The following is a 17,051-nucleotide window of genomic DNA, read 5'->3' as shown; positions in this document are numbered from 1 at the left end:
TTCAGTGGGTGGTGATCACGCGAACCGTGATTGAGCCCTGGTAGGTCACGCCGTCAGCATCGCGCTGGGCGTCTGCCTGGATGACCCTGACGGAGACGGCACGGCCTGCAGAGAGTGGCAAAGGGCGTTCATCCAGGGCTGCAATGACCTCGCCGTTGATCCTCTTGACCTCGGCCTGGCCTACAGCATCAGACCAAACCGACAGATAGATCAGGCGTTGCTCTCGCTTGCGGCCGCTGATTGGGCTGGCATTCACCGAGACCTCTCGGTCGATTGAGACATAGGGCATTGGGGTGTTGATATCGGCGCCATCGTGGATCGGGCAGCTGATCTCGGCCCGAAGCCTGGCGAACAGCGCGGCCTGTAATGCTACAGATGGATCAGTCATTTCCTGCACCCTGGCTTGCGCGGCGTAAGGTGCGATTGACCGCGGCCTTAATGTTTTCCAACACAAACTCCCGGTTAACCTGAATTGCAGGACGCAGCCATGGATGAGCTGGACGTGCCGGAATCTTCGGATACTTGCCGAAGAAGTGCGTCCCATCGGACTTGTTGGACTCACGACGATTGCGATCACCCGCACGTTTTCCGCCGCTGTAACCCTTCGTCCCGTACTCAATGAACCTCATGTAGAAGAATCGCCGGTTGTCACGCTTGCCGCGGATACCGATCTGCGCATCCAGGCCGCTTGGAGCGACATACACCTTCAATGCCGAAGCAGCTGCTCCGGTGTCTCGCGGAATTAACTCCTGCATTGACGCCAGAATGCGATTTGCCGCCCTCTCCATCTCTGGCCGCAGCTCGTTGTCCATCGTTTTATGTATGTTGCGGAGCGTTCGGCGCAGCTTGAAATCGCCGCGCATCCTGGATCTGCGAGCCATGGCCTACTCCTTTTGCTGCTCAGGCTTCCCTGGCCTGGATACCTTTTCGGCAGATGCCACCTCAAGGACCTCCTCGGCGTAGCCGCGGGCGATCAGTCCGGCGCCATACTCCTTGTCGACCACGAACTCCTCGCCCTTCTCACGCTCGCCGGACGCACCAGAGAGCACGCCCAATGCACGAATTTTCATACTTCACCTCATGGGTTGGGGACGCTGGAGCACAGCAGGCGCAGCAGGTCCCGTTCGTTATTGAGCAGGGGAGCCTCGATGGTGTAGGTCGCCCCGGATCGCAGATCAGTGAATCGCCAGCCCGCGACGACGTCAGGCCTAGGCCGGATACGAATCTCGGCGCTGATCACCGCTTGAAGCTGTTCTGCTACTGGCATGATGCGGCCGGTGGGCATCGTGATCTCTGCCCATACCTTGCCAACATCGACCCACTCCCGGTCGTAGCCGCCAGAGTTGTTCTGGATGCGCTCCTCCTTACTCAGAAGTCCGCGGTGACGCATGGGTCCGGCTCTCATTAGAATCTCTTCCTGTACCAGAGCAGCCTTTCGACTGCGAGCGGCATGGTGGTGGCGATGGTGCCCACGACCACAGCCTCACGATTGGCGTACCAATGCCCGACCAGCAGCAGGACCGCCTGCTCGACATCGCGGGTCAGCCCCATCTCCTCGGGTTCCGCGGGGTCACCATCGACCAGCTTCCGGTCGCAGTGTTGCTCGACGTGAGCCTTGGCCGCCTCGATGTAACCACTGATCAGAGTGTCCTCGTCGTCACCATCGACGCGCAGGTGCAGTTTGACGTTGGCAAGATCGAGCATTTACTTGCTCTCTTTCGGCGCCGCCGGCTTCGATTCCTTGGGCTTGGTTACCTTGGGTTTACCGTCGTCGCTCAGCTCCTCGACGAGCCCCTTGCCCACCAGGGTATGGCCATATTCATCGTCGGCATCTTCGAAGACATCCCCACGCTTGACCTTGGCTGACTCGGCACCCAACAGCGCAGCGGTGCCAGTGAACCCCCACAGTGCTCTGATTTTCATATTGCCTCCAGAAGCAAAGAGCCGGCGTTATGCCGGCTCTGTCGTGATCGACCTCGCATGAGGACTATTTGGGGAAGTTGCCCTTGACCAGGGCTTCCTTGCGGCGGACGCCGAGGCCCAGGCGCTCTTCAGCCAGCAGCGCTACCTGGTTCTTGATGAACATGTCGTTGATCAAGCCCATCTTGAACAGGTAGGTCATGCGGTCATACAGGATGGCGGCACGAGCGAAGTTCGCGATCAGGAACTCACCACCGGCATCTGCATCGCCTTCATCCATGCTGTCGGAGGTGATCACTGGGCGGCCCCACAGGACCGGAGTCACCAGGCCTTGCAGGTTGGCGAACAGGTAACGGTTTTCACCATCCTTCTGCAGCTCGATGTTCATCCAATCGAGTTCGCTCATCACCACGCCGTCGGCCGACAGCATCGACTGCTTGCGCACCTGGTAGATGCCACGACGCACGATGTCGATCGAGGTGTCGCCGGCCTTGGTCAGGGTGTTGTTGTAGACCGTTGCCTGGGTCATGAGGCCATTCAGGTTCTCGCCAGTTCCGTCACCCTTGAGGATCTGGTTTTCTTCTTCCAACTTCAGGTCGTAGCGCAGCAGTTCCTGGATGTAACCCTGCATCTGTGGGACATCGTCCAGCGCTTCTTCGGTGACCGGCATCCATACTGCGATCTTTTTGACACGGTCGGTAGCGGGCTCGAAGGTCACGTTGCTGGTTGGCTTGGTGCCGCCCTCGGCGACCGGAGCAGCCCCGCGGGTGTGCAGCAGCTCACGGAAGTATGTGTATTGCTGTCCGGTCACAGGGATCGCAGTCAGCAGATCCCGGATGCGCAGCTCTTGCCGGATACCCTGCTGGATGACCGGGTCGTAGATCGGCGCAACGATTCCTGCGCTGGTGACCTTCACTTCTTTCATGGCAGCCAGGTCGGACTTGGTGACCTCGATCTCGGCGCGACTTGCCGATTTCTGATTGAGCGCTTTGTACGCCTCATCGCCCTTGATCATGTCGATGAAGGTTTTCCCTTCACCAGGGCCACCGCGCAGCTTGACGCCCTTCTGCTCCAGGTCCTGCACCTGATCGATGACCTTTTGCAGTTCGCCTTTCTGATCTTCGATCTGTTTCTTCAGATCACCGGCAACCTGGTTGCCTTTCTCGACTTCAGCCATGGCTGCGTCGTACTTCTGCTGCAGCCCGGTGAAACCGTTCTTCAGCTGCAGCTCCAGGGAATCCTTCAGTTCTTTCACTTCGCTCATAGCGACACTCCGAAATATTGGGTGAACAAGTTGGGAATTTCTTTCAGCTCATCCACGATCGCCGTGGCCTCGCTGCCACCATCACGGCGCAGCGCGGTATAGCCGAGCGAAGCGACCGCAGCCGCCTCCTTCTGCGAGAGGCCCATGCGTTCGCGTAGCGCCTTCTCGAAAAGCCTGATGTCCGACTTGACACTGAGGACTTGGGCCTCCGGGTTCATGCCGAACGGGACGAAGGAGGCCTCCCACAGTTCAGCCTCCTTGATGAGGCGTACACGCCGGCCGGCGCGCTCCTCGAAATCTGCCTTGATGGTGTTGAAGCCGATCGACATGCTGTCGAGGATGTCGGCCTTCATCAGCTCATAGGCATCACGGGCGTAGCTGACGTTGAGATTGACCTGGCCCTTGAGCAGCAAGCCGTGGTCGTCCTGGACGTAATCGGCGGCTCCGACTAGGCGGGTCAGGTCGTGGTAGAGCGCCAGCTTGAGCTTGCCGTTGCGCATTGCTTTCACGCGGGTAAAGGCGCCCGGCATAATCACGTCGTCGCCCAGATCCACGTTGTTGAACACGGCGGCGTAGGCTTCGAAGTTGCCCGCGTCATCAACCGACTTGAGCTCGATTGGAACCTCAAGAGTCGCCATTTTTCTGTACCTCCCACCGGGTCACCCGGTTGTATTCTTCGCCTTCCAAGAGAGGCAGATTTTCTTTGGCGCGGGCTTCGTTGATGGTCATCCAGCCAGAGCCACCTGAGCCGCCGAGGGCAGCCCCCAGATAGGTAGCACGGCCTGCGCTGTCGGCACGCAGCAACCCCTCGACCACGAACTCCACGAAGCGTGAGGTGCTGCCGAACAGTTTGCTGTTCAGCTCGTCTTCGATGGTGTCGATGTAGGGCTTAAGGCCGAAGGTGATGAACCCGATGAGCTGCTGCTCCAGGTTCGACCCCATGATTGATGTCTTGCCCGCACGATTGGCCAACCACAGCGGCACGCCGTAGATACCCGCCAGGGCTTCCTCCTGGAACTGCTGCGACTCAATGAACTGGGCATCCTTCTGGCTGATGCCAGCCGGGACTATTTTTGGATTTCCCTGAAGGATGGCCATCTTGCCGATGTCGTCGGCATCAGCCTTCCGCACGTCGGGAAACCTCTCCATCACCCGGGCTTGCTGAGCGCTGGTCAGGAACTGCTCGTATATGACGTAACCGCCGGTGAATCCACCCTTTCGCATGAAGCGCGCCGACCACTGCTGGCCGGCCTTGGCCAGCCCCATGGTTTCGGCTTGATGCTCGATCGGTGATAGCCCGACGATGCCGTCCAGACTGAATAACTTGAAGTGCAGCATGTTCTCCGGGGACACCGGGAATGGGTCGCCCTCGCTTGGAGTGACCAGATAGAGCAAGTCGCCTTCGGTATCGATCTTCACCGCCCTACCATCCAGCGGCACCAGACCTATCGGCTCGCCGTGGATGTTGCGCTCGATCAGGGCAAACGCATTGCCGCGCAGCGCCATATTCACGACTACGAACTTGAGGAAGTTCAGCCTGGTCATGTAGGGGTTGGGCTTGCGCAGCAGCTTGAGCATCCGGTCGCTACCAGTGACCAGCGTTCGGTCGCCCTTATGGTCCTCGTAGAGCTTGAGCGGCAAACCGCTCAATGATTCAGAAAGGATCTTGACGCAGGACCAAACCATGCTGATCGACAAGGCTGTCTTGGTGGTGACCCGCACACCGGCCTTGGTGCGCTTGCCGCCAACCTCAAGGTCAACCTCGACATAGTCGCCCGTGGCCGGGTCGGTGTAGCCGAAGAAGCCCCAGGTCATGGGGTTGTACCATTTGAATGCCATGGTCAGCCTATAAGTCCGAAGAACCCGTTATCCAGGTAGTCAGCCATTCCGCCCTGAGCCTCAGGGTTGAGAGCTAGGAGCGTCACGGCGTTGAACAGCGCCATCAGCGGGTCGATCTTTGCCGAGCCGCTGGCCTGCTTGGTGATAAGAATTGCGTTGCCGCGGGGCTCTACCCTAGCGTTGCCACAGCACCAGGCCATCATGGGTTGACCGCCATGCCACAGGCCGCCCTCGGCAAGCTTGCGCTCGGCGGTCTTGATCGCGCCGCCCAGTGTGTATCCCTGCTTCACGCCGCCGATCTTCTCGCGAGGAATGCCGCGGGCCTCTAGGGCGTCGAGGATTGCGCCGATGCCGACCGGGTCAAGCCCAACCTGATCAAGCAGGCCGGCCTCCTCGACCTGGGCAACCAGCTCAGCAATCTGGTCGACGTCATCACCGATGCGCTCCACCAGGGTCAGGTGACCATCGTTGGCAAAGTCGCGGATGCGTGGTGCCTCAGACTTGCGGCGCTCCAGTACCGACGGATGCGCCCAAGCGTGGGTCCAGACCAGCCAGCGTCGAGTATCCCGCTCACGCCCGACGGCGGCGAAGCCGAGCAAGTCATCCAGGCCGCCGCCGTCGATACCAACATCGATCACCTCGCAGCGCTCGAGCAGGTCGCTCAGGGTTCGGCAGTTGTCAGAGGCCTGACACTCCCAGTAGTCGGCGCCGGCCCAGCGGTCCGACAGCAGGGCCAGGCCGATCTCGACGTTGAGGTGCTTGGCCAGGAAGCCACGGAAAGACTCCTCGCCGTCCATCTGGGCTTGGGCATAGCCCCGCTCGATGAACGGCTCATCCACCGACAGCCCCAGATTGGGGTTGGTGATGTAGGCGTTGGCGAAGTCCCGGTGGGCGCCGGCATCGAGCATCGCCTTCGGGAACTCGTACAGCACCGGCAGGAACGACTTGTCGATGATCTCGCCGTCCCGCACCTTGCGGGCGTACATGAGCTTCTGCCGAAAGACACCGGCCGGGGGCGCATCGGACTGGGTGGTTGCCCAGATGATGAAGCCCTCGGGACGAGAGGCCAGGCCGCCGGTGGCTTCCCGCAACATGGCCTCGGCGTTGGCGCGCTTGCCGAATACCCACAGCTCGTCGATGAAAACACCGATCGCCTTCTTGCCGGATACCGTCTCGCTGTCCGCTGCCACCACCTTGAGCGTAGCGTTGGTCTGGCGATGGGTGACCGTGCGCAAGTGATCCTGAACCTTGAGCAGGGCGTCCAGCTCCTCGTCCGCCCGCACCATGTCGCGGATCGGGATGTAGGAGTTGTCGGCGATCTCCTTCGTCGGCGCCAGGATGATGAACTCGCCGGATGGTCGCCAGTTGAGGACCAGGGCGGTAAGCATGATGCCCGCTGCGATGGTCGATTTGCCGTTCTTCTTGCTGATCAGCAGCATGAACTCACTGACCAGACGCCGGCCCTCGTCCGGGTCATAGGCACCGAAGATGGCAGCGACGAACTGGTTCACCCAGTCGCGGACCGTCTCGCACATCAGCGGGCTGCCAGTGGCGTCGACCATTCGCAGGGCGCCGAACACATCAAGCGCTTCCTCGGCCTCAGCCGGGAACAGCGGCTCGAACGGGATCAGGCTTTGGCGTGCAACTATGCGCTGCTCCCAGTCGGGGCATGCGGTCGTCCACTCCATCATTTGACTGCCCTCAGAGGACCGCGCCGGGCACCGAACTTGCCGGTGGATGCCTGTTCAGCTTTGGCCTGCGCCTGATCCTTCTTGCCACTCTCCCCTTTGCGAGGGTGCACGAAGGGCATTAGGGCCTTGGCTGCATCGACGCGCAGCTTCGGCTCAGACTCCAGGTCGTTCATTACAGACAACAGGAAGTCCTTCGGGTCGCGGTGAAGCAGTGCCTGCATGAGGTCGAAGCAAGCAGGTTCTAGGTCGGCTTGATCTTCAGTTTCCGGCGAAGATTCTGGAGCTTGGGTGATCTCTTTGGCGGCCTTCGAAGCAGGTGCAGCTTTAACATCTGCTTTAACATCGCCTTTAACATTTGGAGGCATCAGGCCCAGGGCGCGGAGCTTCAGCAATTCGGCCGCCACGTCCTTATCCTTTACCAGCCGAGAGCCCGCCGCAGACGCCGTCTTCTCGGAATATCCAGCCGCCACAGCTGCGGCTCGATTGGACGCACCTTCCCTCAGCGCTGCGATGAATGCGCGCTTGCGGGATGTTAAAGCCATTTAACAAAAATCCTGTGGGGGGAAAAAATCTGTGCGTGGGATCGGAGGCGGTCTAGCTAGGTGAGAATCGCTATATTTTACCCCCCCTGGCCTTGTGGCACGCCATTGACGTGCTTATGCGGAACCTCTTGCTTCCTCGGCCTGCTTGACCGAGTCATGGCAGGGCTTGCATAGCGACTGCCAGTTCTCCTGATCCCAGAACAGCGTCATGTCACCGCGGTGCGGGATCTTGTGGTCAACCACGCTTGCAGCTGTGGTCCTGCCGATCTTAGAGCAGTAGACACACAGCGGGTTGTCGCGCAGGTAATGCTCGCGAGCCTTCTGCCATCGGTAATCGTAACCACGCTGGGAACTGGTCATGCCGCTACGCCAACTGCCGGGCATGACAACCTTCACGCGCGGGCCTGAGCTCTCCTTAATGCGAGAGCCGAGCGTCTTCAGTCTGGCCATCAGCCCTGAGCCTTACGAGACAGGAACAGATCGGAGTAGCCGCGAAGCTTCTCCACACCCATGAAGCCGACAGCACCGCCAGCGAAGGTGGCCATGCCTTGAGGCAAGCCCATCCATTCAAGCAGCGGCACCAAGGCCAGGGTAATGAGGCCGCAGAGCGCGCCTTCCAGCATCATCTGCCGCCTGGTTCCGCCGCCATACACCACCCGAAGAGCAGCAATCGCGACCGACAGGCCAGCGGCATACAACTGAGGCTGGTGAGCCAGCACCCAGGCGAGCACAGCGGCCCACAGGCCAGGATCCTTCTCGGGCATGTTTGGCATCTCGGTTCCTCCCTTTCGGGGAGCGCAAATGAAAAAGCCCCGGCAGTTGCCGAGGCTCAAATGGGTGCAGAGGGCCGGTGCATGTCCGGCTTGGTGGTCTGGCTCGCTGGGTCGCGTACCCCAGACTCTCATCGCGTAGTCGATCAGGGAGCGCACGGCGTTGATCCACGCCACTACCGACTTAGCCCAGCTGCCTGGACCCGTCATCTGCATGAACGAAAAAGCCCGACACAGTGGTCGGGCTTTTGGAAATCACTCCTCAACATGCGCAGGAATGACAGGATGAGATAAATTTCGCTCATTAGCTCATAAGCTGTCAACACATTTTTTTGCGAGCAGCGTAATAGGCCCCACAGTCATCTGCGAAAGGGCATCGAAAATTATCAGTGCTATCGAACCACGTTAACGAAACACATTCGCCTGTATGGAAATTCAATGAGTGATCGAGTGGTAGCTTTCGCATGTACACCCTCCCCCCAAAGAAACCACACACCTGGTCTACGATAATGAAACCCAAGCGGGTATTAAGATAGCGGAATACCACACTCGTAAAGTTATTGATGTCTGTCGCCAATATATCAATATGGCTCATGACATCTTTCAGAATAAGAACAGGGCCGTCACCTCTGATGCCATGATGCTGATAAGTAATTTTATTGCTCTCCCTATCAAGGGAGACACGCCCTATATCGGCATGTGTAAGCTCATCACGCATTTCCCTGAGCCGATCGTACCAATGGCAAGCTTTAACGGCGCTAACTAGTTCTGCAGGAAAAGGCGGCCCGACCTCTTCTTTTCTTACCCTATCGAAAAATCTACGAGTTGAATCAGTGGGAAGTCTCGGCGTTCCAGCATAAATACCTGTAATTACTTTCCTCAAACACTCTACCGAAGCATACAACTCGGTAAACACCTCCTCCAAAACCGCTGATATCTCCGCCCCATTGATAGCCGAAGTATGCCCTTTGTTTATTAACTCTTGCTCATCAATCTGTATATTTGGCAGCAGTTTTGTGGCTAGCCCATATAGAATTGAAGCCTTGTGAAAGTGATTGGAGACCCCACTTAGAGCCTTCCTCGCATCTGGCTTCAGCTGATGAGTTCCCTCGTAAAACTTCTTGAAAAAATCAGCTTCACTCCAGCTCTCTGGCGCAAAGGTTCTGACATTTGCCGCTACATTTTTCATAACTGCCCCTAAACTTGAAGCTCATGCGACATTTTCTGCAAGCAACCCTTCGTGGCGCAACAGCTCTTCTACAGCGATCAAGCCGTCAGCCACCATATCATCCAGCTTCTCGTTGATATCTTGCCTCCAGCGACGCCGAGTGGATTCCGGAGTGGCATCCAGGTCCCAGGTGTTCATGTCGTAGAAGCTGTCAGGCAGGATGATTACATCCTCCTCGAGCGCCTCGATCCGCCTCTTCGCCGCCTTGCCAGCAGCTATCGCGGCACTCACCACGGCTTCCCGGCGCCAGTCCGAGGCATCAAGCGGGATATCTACCGAAACGGACTTTGGGGCTTTGCGGCGCGCGCCCTTAAGTTTTGGGATGGCCCAGGCGGTAACCGCCTTGTAGATGAACAGCATCGGTGCCGGACTCGCGATGAGCGGCCTCACCGAAGTGATCGCCTGGACTTTCTTTGCCTTATTGGTGCTGTACTTGGCGACCAGCACATCCCAATGCTTCCCCTTGAGCATGTGGTGCAGGCGAGCCGACAGCCAGTAATCCACTTGAGCTCGATCACCACCGCCCGATGCTCCTCCGAGAGAAGCCAGGCATCCGCCCTCCTCTTCTGCCGATCGATACAACTTTTGCCAAGCCTGGGCCTTTGCGGCCCCCTTCTCCCCGGCGGCCATTGCAGCAACAACTGCTCCAGAAACGCTGCTGTAAACCATGATCAATCCCCTGTGTAGTTGGTCGCGCCGGCGCCGCGGCGGTTGTTGCCCGCATACGCAGCCCCTGGGCCCGATACTTGTTCTTGTTGTTCGCGCTGGCTGAGCCGGGTCTCTGCGATTTGCAGGCGCAGGCTTAGCTGGCTGACCAGAACCTCCAGCGGTAGAGCATCGCCGGTATCAGCAGTGATCCAGCCCGAGGCGTTGCATTGAAGGCATGGCAGCTGGTGAAACACGCCGCTCACGAACGCCTTGCCGCGGCATGCAGAGCACTGCGCCAGGTCGAGCTGTTCGACCTTGAAAGATGGACCGTAGGCCTTCCTCATTCACCCCTCCGGATCTTCATGAAAGCTATAGCCGCCCCCTCAATGGCAGCAGCAGTGATGAGCAGCCCTGCCGCCGCTGTCAGGCCCAGGAAACCCCAGCCGTAGCTTCTACAGAGGGCGGTAGCAACCAGGATCGCTATGCAACCCCAGACGCTGATCCGTGGCTCGAAAATGATTTCGCTGGTCATTTCGAATCCTCGCTTATGGTTGATTCCGAAATATCGCTGTAGCCCGCACGCTCTGCGGCTCTCAGCAGAATCCCTGAATCAACGGATCTATCACCGGTCAATCCGTGAATCGCTACCAAACCCTTCTGATCAAGGTGTGCATGCCACTTCTCCAGGGCCTCGCGCTTGCGGGCCATGATGTCGGACTGGATGTACACCTTCACGTTGTGGCCCATGGCATGGTTGATTAGCAGCTCGCCCACCAGGTGATCGACGCCCAGATCAGCCCAACCGGTGCGGGCCAACTTGCGCAGGTCGTGACTGGTCCACTCGCCCTGGCTGATGGCAGCAAACACCTCCCACGCCTTCACCTCACTCATGGGCTTGCCTTGCCTACCCGGGAACAGGAACTGTCCTTCGTAGCCCTGGTTACGCTGGATCTCGCGGTAAGCCATCAGCAGGAAGCGCACCTGGTCGGTCAGCGGCAGACGGTGCTCGACGCCAGTCTTCGTGTGCTCGGCAGGAATGAACCACTCGCGCTCAGCCAGGCTGACATGACTCCAACGGGCCTGACGGGTTTCACCCAGGCGGGTGCCGTGGCACAGCATCATCAGGAACAGCACGCCACGCTGCGGGTTATGGGCGAGCGTGCTCAGCAGGCGCCCCAGAAGCTCTTCCAGGTGTACGCCACGCAGACGCGAAGGCTTGACCGTGACCTTGGCCTTGGAGAAATCACCGAAGCGAATGCTGGCCATGGGGTTGGAACTGATCAGTCCAAGCTTGGAGGCGCGACGGAAGGCCAGGGCCAGCAGCTGGAACACAAGGCGCACATAGTCGATCGACAGCGACTCTTGCAGCGGCCACATCAGCTCGCGATCGAGCAGCGCCTTATCGATCTGAGCCAGTGGGATCTGGCCGAGGCGCGGGACCAGGTGCTGCTTGATCGCCGACACCGCCGTGCTCTTGCGCTTTGTCGACAGATTTCGGTCACGAGCCATGCGCTCAGCGAACCAGGCCAGCAGCTCACCGGTCAGCACCCAGCTCGACAGACTGGAGCTCTCACCCGCCTCCAGGCGCAGGCGGATATCTGGTAGCGCAGCCGCCACCTTGGCAGCGCTCAGCTCTGGATAGCTGCCAATGAGATTCCACTTGCCCTTGATGACCAGATACCAGGAACCGCGCGCGCGGGACTTGTGAAATCTGAAGTACAGGCCCTGATTGCCCAGGGCGCGCAAGTCACGGGCCCGCCCTTCGGCCTGGCGGCGGATCTCGGCATCGCTGATCTTTACAGCGGCGGTGTTTGTCATGCGATCAGGACTCCTTCATTGAGCAGCACGGCCTGGGTGCGCATAACGCCCTCGGCGTGATACTGGCGAGCTGTGGCACGGTCGATGGCGCGACTACGACCGTCGCATGCGTCATGGCAGGCGCTGCAGCACCAGGCGCCCTGCATGTCGTGCGGCTTCTTACCGACGCCACAGGTTCCAGCCAGGCGGTAATGGGCAAGCACGGTGGTTTCGGGGTCGCCATTGCAGACATCTGGAATGCGCACCTGGCATTCCCGTCCGCGTGCGGCCCTGGTCAATTTCGATTGCCGCATGGGCTGTCTTCTCCATGAAGGTCGATGACGCGATACGCGCTCGGCCACATGCGGCTGCCGTGGGCAACTGCAAGCTCCTTCTCGCGGTAGAGCGCTATCGGTGGTTGTGGGGTTTCGCAGAGCCCGAACAGGTCGGACCTGCAGTAGAGCGCGTAGCGATATTCGGGCAGCCGTGGCTGCAGGTGCATTGGGTCTGTCATGCGCTTCTCCTTGCGGCACGAATGGCCGCCAGTGCTTCGTTGCCGACTTGAGGGGTCCGGCGGGCTTCAGCCTTTTCTGGAAGCGCCAAAGGCATCTTCTGCAGCGGCTCGCCTGCCATTAGGCGGCGAACGGCAATGGTGTAATTGCGCTCGAACAGTTTCGAGCTTGCATCCGCTGGAAGCTTGTTGAGGTTCTCGAGCCCGCACTCCTTCGCTGCATGCCATACCGCGTCATGGCTCCACTTGCCGCGGCCAGCAATGGCTGGATGAGCGTTGCGGGTAGCCTCGCGAAATGCGGCGGCCAGAGCGGGCAGGCCGAGCATCTCCGGAGAGGGTTGGCACCACTCGATGAACTTGCCCGGGGCCGGGATGAACTCGCGGCCTGACTGCCGGCACCGCATGAGGCCGAACTGCAATTGCTCTACGGAGCAGATCCCCGCATCCATAAACGCGGCCAGCCACTGCTGCTTTGCGGCCTTGTACGCCGGCATATCTGGCCAGGCTTGCTTCCAGGCGCCGCAGATCGCACGCAGATCACGAAACAAGCCATTGATCACTGCCGCGGTCTGCCGATCCAGTTCCGCTCTGACTTCTGGTGGCAACTGCGTGGTTGATGTGACTTTCTGACCTGACTGGACCTTGCCCCATAGGCCTGGAAGGATCGTCGAGACTTGGTTCATGGCCCGACCTCCTGAGACGCCCAGGAGGTGTCGTCGTCGTCGAATGCTGAGCCGCTGGAGCCGCCGCGCAGCGGAACAACCTTGGCTGCCCTGGCAAGGTCACGCTTGACCCAGCCAACCAGGTCAGCAATCCACTGAAGCTCAGTCTTGGCCAACCCCTTGGCGTCGTGATGGACGACGAACCCGGCGATGGCTTCGATAGAAAACTCTGCGATGGGAACTCCCGATCGCTTGGCGTAAGCCTCGAGCTGCGCCGGATCAGGAGCCCACTCGAGAAACATCGCGAACGGCTCGCGCGGTGAGTGTGTATTACTTCCCTTCCCTTCCCTTCCGGGGGTGAGGGCTCGGCCATCGTTAGACGAGCCCTCGGCGCACTCTCGACGAGGGCTCGTCGAGGGTTCGACGAATTCAGGATGCTTTACCGTTGGGCGGTCGATCTTCTGGTGATGCCATCCATTGATGTGCAGGTACTGTTTCGACGAGGCCTCGTAGAGGGATACCAGTTGATTCGACACCAGCTCATTGATCAGCGCCTCAACAGCAAGGGCAGTGATATCGTCACCCGGAAAAACAAGAGCCTTGATGGTCTTTGGTGACATTGGGTGGTTGCCTGCGTCGTCGCAGAAGTTCCAGAGGCCGATGAATAGGAGTCGAGCCATCGTCGAGCACTCCATGACCTGCTCGCTGGTCCAGAATTCAGGCTTGATGGTGCGGATACGGGCCATTACGCGTGCCCTCCTCTGCAATAGGACTGACGCGCCAGTTTTTGGCTTTTACTGAGATCTGACGGAATTGGCTGGGTGTTGCGTGCATCGATTGAGCAATGCATAATCGACCTCGTTTGATGTTTCAGAAGACCGCCCTGCCAGGCGGTTTTTTTATGCCTGCTATTCGGCACTGGATGCTTGAACAGCTGGGCGAACTCACTGCCAGCTTGGTGTCGGGCAGCGCATAATTCCCTCCACTAGCCGAGCTAAACCTCTGCTGGGTAAAGGTCTGGCCTAAGGTCGCAACGCGAAACGCCAGTTGCTTTTTCTATTGGAATGGCCTGGTGCGCTGGCACCCCTCTCGACTTCCAATAGGAAACAGCCATAGGCGTAACACCCAGCAGATTTGCCAGGGCTCTGCCTGTTCCGGCCGCTCGGATGGCTCGTTCGAGAGGAGTGACTTTCATAAACATTCCGCCCTAGGCGAATAAACACAACTCAACAATACGTTTATTTAATAAACAAGGCAACCTGCGTAAACTTCATGTTTATGACTACAGAGAATTCAGGTGACAGGCTTCGCCTGCTCATGACAAAACGAGGCATCACTCCGAAAGTGATGGCTGATGCCCTCGCCATTTCCCCGCAGGCCCTGAACAACTGGCTTTCCAGAGGCGTGCCAGGGAAAAACGTGCACCAGGTCTGCGTTACCCTCTCGGTTAGACCTGAGTGGCTAATGGATGGGCAGGGAGAGATGGATCTGCTTTACACAAGTCCGCAGCTATTCAGCGCAATAAGAAGAGACCAAAACATCCTCGGCATTCAGGAGAACGCAGCCCTGATCGGGCCTATTGATGCTTGGGATGACGACACGCCGCTGGATGAAGACGAGGTGTACGTGCCATTCCTCAAGGAAGTAGAGCTGTCTGCAGGAAGCGGTCGAACCGTCGTCGAGCAGTCTCACAAGCAGAAGCTGCGCTTCGGCAGACTCACCCTTCGACGCCAAGGAGTGCAGCCTGAGGATGCAGTCTGCGTGACTGTTAGCGGCAATAGCATGGAGCCAGTTCTTCCAGACAAAAGCACTGTTGGCGTAGATCAGGGATGCACCACGATCACGGACGGCAAGATGTACGCCATTGATCACGATGGACAGCTGCGAGTTAAGACCCTCTATCGCCTGCCGGGTGGCGGAATTCGCATGCGCAGCTTTAACCGTGATGAGCATCCGGATGAGGAGTACACCGCCCAAGATATGGCTGAGCAGAACATTCATATCAAAGGGAAGGTCTTCTGGTCATCTGTCCTCTGGTAAAGCCTGCCAGTCGCCCATGAGCCCGCCAAGTGCGGGCTTTTTTGTGCCCGCGATTCGACAGGCTCACCACGAAATAAACAAAAATAAACAAATATGATTGACGTGTTTATAAACATGACGTTTACTGAGCCCAACAAGGCAGCGATGAACCGGCCTCAACGGTTCAGAGGGTTGGCAACTGACCCGGGTGTGCAGCGTAAAGCACCACAAGCAGTTATCCGGCGGACAGGGGTCGTGGTCGGAGGAACAACGAGATCGAAACCCCGGGCGGTCGCCAGCAGCGAGCCCGGGGAGATTTCACCGATTGGCCTTGGGAACAGGGCCAGACGGGAAATTCAACAAGGAGAATGCACATGCCTGAGCCAACCCTGAGTATCGAGGTTCAACTTCCCAAGGCTGGAGATGAGAATTATGAGAGGTGGATAGAAGTACTCGCTGAAGAGGTCTACCAGCGAGTTAAAAGGCGCCTCGAACAGAATGCCAAAGACGCCAAAGCTGATATCAACGACGTTTGAAGGCCTTATCTAGTCGCTTTTTCATGTCCTGAAAAATCTTATCCGCCTCCTTTTTCGCGGCTTCATGCAGCTTTGCCTTAACCGCTGCTTTATCGCCAACGTCCGCATTGCACTCACTGCATCTGACCATCTGGTCAGCCTCGTCATCATCCGGGATTACGAGAGTCTTGCACCCGCAAGCCGAGCAAACTGCTGAAATCCGCATATGTTTTCCCTTGCTGATTGGTGGAGCTTTGAGCATATCCGGGAAACGCGTCACCTGCGTAGTGGTGAGATGGCCGCTGGCCACGATATCTGAGATCCCTTCTACCGATAATTGGCTTGGGCAGGTCGCAGGCAGCAGCCTTACCTGTGCAACCGCACGGATATGAATTACATGACTAAATCAATCAGGCAGATGATCACGGCTGGCGAGGTTCGCAGGGCCGATGCAATCAAGGTTCGGCTTGAAGATATTCACGAAGAGCCCGGGTTCAACCTTCGCACCGAAGGTGATGTGCTGGAGGCCAGCATTTCAGCCCTGGCTGAGTTCATCGCCGATGGTGGTGTCATCCCGCCGCTTGAGATCAGGCCCCGCGCTGATGGTGGTGTGTGGGTTGTTGATGGACATCGCCGGCGCCGGGCCCTGCTCAAGCTTGACCAGGGCGGTCGCCTTCCTCGACTGCCCAGCAAGGACGATCCGAAGGCTCTTGAGTATTGGGTCGATGTCCGGATGTTCGAGGGTAGCGATGCTGATCGTGTCGCCCGGATCATCTCAAGCCAAGAAAACGAAAAGCTCTCCCCTCTCGAACTGGCTGAGGGCTACAAGCGCCTTCGGGCGTTCGGCTGGCCAGTCGAGCAGATCGCAAAGAAGGTCGGCAAGACTCGGCAGCACGTCGAGCAGGTTCTCACGGTGGGCAATGCGAACACTGATGTACAGAACCTGGTTGCAGCAGGCCATGTATCAGCAACAACAGCGGCCCAGATCGTTCGAGATCACGGCGACAGTGCCGGTCAGGTGTTGGGCGCTGAGCTTGAGAAAGCGAAGGCCAGCGGCAAGAAGCGTGTCACCGCCGGGACCATGAAAGGCCCTTCAATCCCGAAACCTCGCCTTGAGGCTGTGCATGAAGCCTCACGCAAGTTGATTGCATCGCTTGATGCCATCGACGAAGACAGCCTCTCGCTCACTATTCCAACCGCGCTTGTCCTTGAGCTGCGCAAGGCCATGGAAGGCGCTCAACTGAGATAGATCATGGACACGATCACCATAGGCACATGGAAAGGACATCTTGGCCGGGGCCTGGCTCCCCGTGAGCTGGAATGCGTTCTTGACGTCGCGCAGGGCATGACTTCGAAACAGATCGCTCGCCGCTTCGGCATCAGCGAAGGCGGCGTTGAGAAGCGCATTGCTGCCGCCATGTTCAAGCTCGACGTACCGAGCAGGGCGGCCCTTGTCGCCGAGGCAATGCGCCGCCAGATCATCAGTCCGCTGTGCATCGCCCTTGCCGGCCTGATCGCCATGCACGCAATCATTGGCGACGACGACCCAATGCGCCGTGACCGCCGAGCCCCGGAGCGTCGAACCGCATCCGTTCGCATCGTGCGCAAAGCTGAATCCATCGAGTACCACGCCTGACACCTATCT

28 protein-coding genes are annotated in these 17,051 nt (G+C 58.6%); 4 read left to right on the top strand and 24 right to left on the bottom strand.

The genetic code is table 11. The features are described from left to right. Window position 1 precedes the first annotated feature (1 nt). The 23 genes from AC1RGE_RS00415 to AC1RGE_RS00305 form a co-directional block, all read right to left on the bottom strand. Window positions 2-388, bottom strand: a complete 387-nt coding sequence (locus AC1RGE_RS00415) for a DUF3168 domain-containing protein (RefSeq protein WP_492582946.1) — start codon at window positions 386-388, stop codon at window positions 2-4. Further along, window positions 381-881, bottom strand: a complete 501-nt coding sequence (locus tag AC1RGE_RS00410; protein ID WP_492582945.1) for an HK97-gp10 family putative phage morphogenesis protein — start codon at window positions 879-881, stop codon at window positions 381-383. Before AC1RGE_RS00410 ends, AC1RGE_RS00415 begins: the two co-directional genes overlap by 8 nt. 3 nt (window positions 882-884) lie before the next feature. After that, window positions 885-1,070, bottom strand: coding sequence for a hypothetical protein (locus AC1RGE_RS00405; protein ID WP_492582944.1), 186 nt, complete (start codon window positions 1,068-1,070; stop codon window positions 885-887). Window positions 1,071-1,078: 8 nt separating this feature from the next. Beyond that, window positions 1,079-1,405 (bottom strand): phage head closure protein, encoded by a 327-nt coding sequence (locus AC1RGE_RS00400; protein WP_492582943.1) that lies wholly within the window; start codon window positions 1,403-1,405, stop codon window positions 1,079-1,081. Beyond that, a complete protein-coding gene (locus AC1RGE_RS00395; RefSeq protein ID WP_492582942.1) occupies window positions 1,405-1,704 on the bottom strand; it encodes a head-tail connector protein in 300 nt (99 codons plus the stop codon). Before AC1RGE_RS00395 ends, AC1RGE_RS00400 begins: the two co-directional genes overlap by 1 nt. Then, entirely contained in the window at window positions 1,705-1,923 is a 219-nt protein-coding gene (locus AC1RGE_RS00390; protein WP_492582941.1) for a hypothetical protein, read from the bottom strand. It abuts the gene before it with no gap. Between the two features lie 64 nt (window positions 1,924-1,987). Continuing rightward, complete coding sequence (locus AC1RGE_RS00385; protein WP_492582940.1) at window positions 1,988-3,184, bottom strand: phage major capsid protein; 1,197 nt, start codon at window positions 3,182-3,184, stop codon at window positions 1,988-1,990. Next, window positions 3,181-3,822, bottom strand: a complete 642-nt coding sequence (locus AC1RGE_RS00380) for an HK97 family phage prohead protease (protein ID WP_492582939.1) — start codon at window positions 3,820-3,822, stop codon at window positions 3,181-3,183. Before AC1RGE_RS00380 ends, AC1RGE_RS00385 begins: the two co-directional genes overlap by 4 nt. After that, window positions 3,809-5,023, bottom strand: coding sequence for a phage portal protein (locus AC1RGE_RS00375; RefSeq protein WP_492582938.1), 1,215 nt, complete (start codon window positions 5,021-5,023; stop codon window positions 3,809-3,811). The genes AC1RGE_RS00380 and AC1RGE_RS00375 overlap by 14 nt, the downstream gene beginning before the upstream one ends. Window positions 5,024-5,025: 2 nt before the next feature. Further along, complete coding sequence (locus tag AC1RGE_RS00370; RefSeq protein ID WP_492582937.1) at window positions 5,026-6,714, bottom strand: terminase large subunit; 1,689 nt, start codon at window positions 6,712-6,714, stop codon at window positions 5,026-5,028. After that, the gene (locus AC1RGE_RS00365) at window positions 6,711-7,256 is read right to left on the bottom strand and encodes a terminase small subunit (protein ID WP_492582936.1); all 546 of its coding nucleotides are present in this window, start codon (window positions 7,254-7,256) and stop codon (window positions 6,711-6,713) included. The genes AC1RGE_RS00370 and AC1RGE_RS00365 overlap by 4 nt, the downstream gene beginning before the upstream one ends. A 114-nt stretch (window positions 7,257-7,370) precedes the next feature. Further along, window positions 7,371-7,706, bottom strand: a complete 336-nt coding sequence (locus AC1RGE_RS00360) for an HNH endonuclease (RefSeq protein WP_492582935.1) — start codon at window positions 7,704-7,706, stop codon at window positions 7,371-7,373. Beyond that, on the bottom strand, window positions 7,706-8,029 hold the full coding sequence (locus AC1RGE_RS00355) for a phage holin, lambda family (protein WP_010954710.1): 324 nt from the start codon (window positions 8,027-8,029) through the stop codon (window positions 7,706-7,708). The genes AC1RGE_RS00360 and AC1RGE_RS00355 overlap by 1 nt, the downstream gene beginning before the upstream one ends. 316 nt (window positions 8,030-8,345) lie before the next feature. Further along, window positions 8,346-9,215 carry a hypothetical protein gene (locus AC1RGE_RS00350; RefSeq protein WP_492582934.1) on the bottom strand — a complete coding sequence of 290 codons (870 nt, stop codon included), beginning with the start codon at window positions 9,213-9,215 and terminating at the stop codon, window positions 8,346-8,348. A 21-nt stretch (window positions 9,216-9,236) separates the two neighbouring features. Then, window positions 9,237-9,923 (bottom strand): hypothetical protein, encoded by a 687-nt coding sequence (locus tag AC1RGE_RS00345; RefSeq protein ID WP_492582933.1) that lies wholly within the window; start codon window positions 9,921-9,923, stop codon window positions 9,237-9,239. Window positions 9,924-9,925: 2 nt separating this feature from the next. Continuing rightward, complete coding sequence (locus AC1RGE_RS00340) at window positions 9,926-10,246, bottom strand: hypothetical protein (RefSeq protein ID WP_492582932.1); 321 nt, start codon at window positions 10,244-10,246, stop codon at window positions 9,926-9,928. Further along, on the bottom strand, window positions 10,243-10,434 hold the full coding sequence (locus AC1RGE_RS00335) for a hypothetical protein (protein WP_492582931.1): 192 nt from the start codon (window positions 10,432-10,434) through the stop codon (window positions 10,243-10,245). The genes AC1RGE_RS00340 and AC1RGE_RS00335 overlap by 4 nt, the downstream gene beginning before the upstream one ends. Next, the gene (locus AC1RGE_RS00330; protein WP_492582930.1) at window positions 10,431-11,720 is read right to left on the bottom strand and encodes a tyrosine-type recombinase/integrase; all 1,290 of its coding nucleotides are present in this window, start codon (window positions 11,718-11,720) and stop codon (window positions 10,431-10,433) included. Before AC1RGE_RS00330 ends, AC1RGE_RS00335 begins: the two co-directional genes overlap by 4 nt. After that, window positions 11,717-12,013: a DUF1364 domain-containing protein gene (locus tag AC1RGE_RS00325; protein ID WP_492582929.1), complete on the bottom strand. Its 297-nt coding sequence runs from the start codon at window positions 12,011-12,013 to the stop codon at window positions 11,717-11,719. The genes AC1RGE_RS00330 and AC1RGE_RS00325 overlap by 4 nt, the downstream gene beginning before the upstream one ends. Continuing rightward, window positions 11,995-12,213, bottom strand: coding sequence for a hypothetical protein (locus tag AC1RGE_RS00320; protein WP_401400732.1), 219 nt, complete (start codon window positions 12,211-12,213; stop codon window positions 11,995-11,997). Before AC1RGE_RS00320 ends, AC1RGE_RS00325 begins: the two co-directional genes overlap by 19 nt. Continuing rightward, window positions 12,210-12,893 (bottom strand): replication protein P, encoded by a 684-nt coding sequence (locus tag AC1RGE_RS00315; protein ID WP_492582928.1) that lies wholly within the window; start codon window positions 12,891-12,893, stop codon window positions 12,210-12,212. The genes AC1RGE_RS00320 and AC1RGE_RS00315 overlap by 4 nt, the downstream gene beginning before the upstream one ends. Beyond that, window positions 12,890-13,618, bottom strand: coding sequence for a DnaT-like ssDNA-binding domain-containing protein (locus AC1RGE_RS00310; RefSeq protein ID WP_492582927.1), 729 nt, complete (start codon window positions 13,616-13,618; stop codon window positions 12,890-12,892). Before AC1RGE_RS00310 ends, AC1RGE_RS00315 begins: the two co-directional genes overlap by 4 nt. A gap of 248 nt (window positions 13,619-13,866) precedes the next feature. Continuing rightward, window positions 13,867-14,067 (bottom strand): transcriptional regulator, encoded by a 201-nt coding sequence (locus tag AC1RGE_RS00305; RefSeq protein ID WP_492582926.1) that lies wholly within the window; start codon window positions 14,065-14,067, stop codon window positions 13,867-13,869. Window positions 14,068-14,144: 77 nt separating this feature from the next. Here AC1RGE_RS00305 and AC1RGE_RS00300 point away from each other — a divergent pair, with 77 nt between their 5' ends. Together AC1RGE_RS00300 and AC1RGE_RS00295 are read left to right on the top strand one after the other, a co-directional pair. Continuing rightward, on the top strand, window positions 14,145-14,912 hold the full coding sequence (locus tag AC1RGE_RS00300; protein WP_401400743.1) for an XRE family transcriptional regulator: 768 nt from the start codon (window positions 14,145-14,147) through the stop codon (window positions 14,910-14,912). A gap of 353 nt (window positions 14,913-15,265) precedes the next feature. Continuing rightward, window positions 15,266-15,427: a hypothetical protein gene (locus AC1RGE_RS00295; RefSeq protein WP_401400746.1), complete on the top strand. Its 162-nt coding sequence runs from the start codon at window positions 15,266-15,268 to the stop codon at window positions 15,425-15,427. Here the strand turns inward: AC1RGE_RS00295 and AC1RGE_RS00290 are convergent. Then, window positions 15,414-15,716 (bottom strand): hypothetical protein, encoded by a 303-nt coding sequence (locus AC1RGE_RS00290; protein ID WP_492582925.1) that lies wholly within the window; start codon window positions 15,714-15,716, stop codon window positions 15,414-15,416. The genes AC1RGE_RS00295 and AC1RGE_RS00290 overlap by 14 nt on opposite strands. 87 nt (window positions 15,717-15,803) lie before the next feature. Here AC1RGE_RS00290 and AC1RGE_RS00285 point away from each other — a divergent pair, with 87 nt between their 5' ends. Both AC1RGE_RS00285 and AC1RGE_RS00280 read left to right on the top strand, forming a co-directional pair. Further along, complete coding sequence (locus AC1RGE_RS00285; RefSeq protein ID WP_492582924.1) at window positions 15,804-16,655, top strand: ParB/RepB/Spo0J family partition protein; 852 nt, start codon at window positions 15,804-15,806, stop codon at window positions 16,653-16,655. 3 nt (window positions 16,656-16,658) lie between these two features. Continuing rightward, window positions 16,659-17,042 carry a response regulator transcription factor gene (locus tag AC1RGE_RS00280; protein WP_492582923.1) on the top strand — a complete coding sequence of 128 codons (384 nt, stop codon included), beginning with the start codon at window positions 16,659-16,661 and terminating at the stop codon, window positions 17,040-17,042. The last annotated feature ends 9 nt before the right edge of the window (window positions 17,043-17,051 follow it).

The organism is Pseudomonas sp. GW823-FHT02C05 (assembly GCF_058797595.1).
Note: the sequence above shows the minus strand (reverse complement) of the source record. Positions and strands in the feature narration are given on the sequence as shown.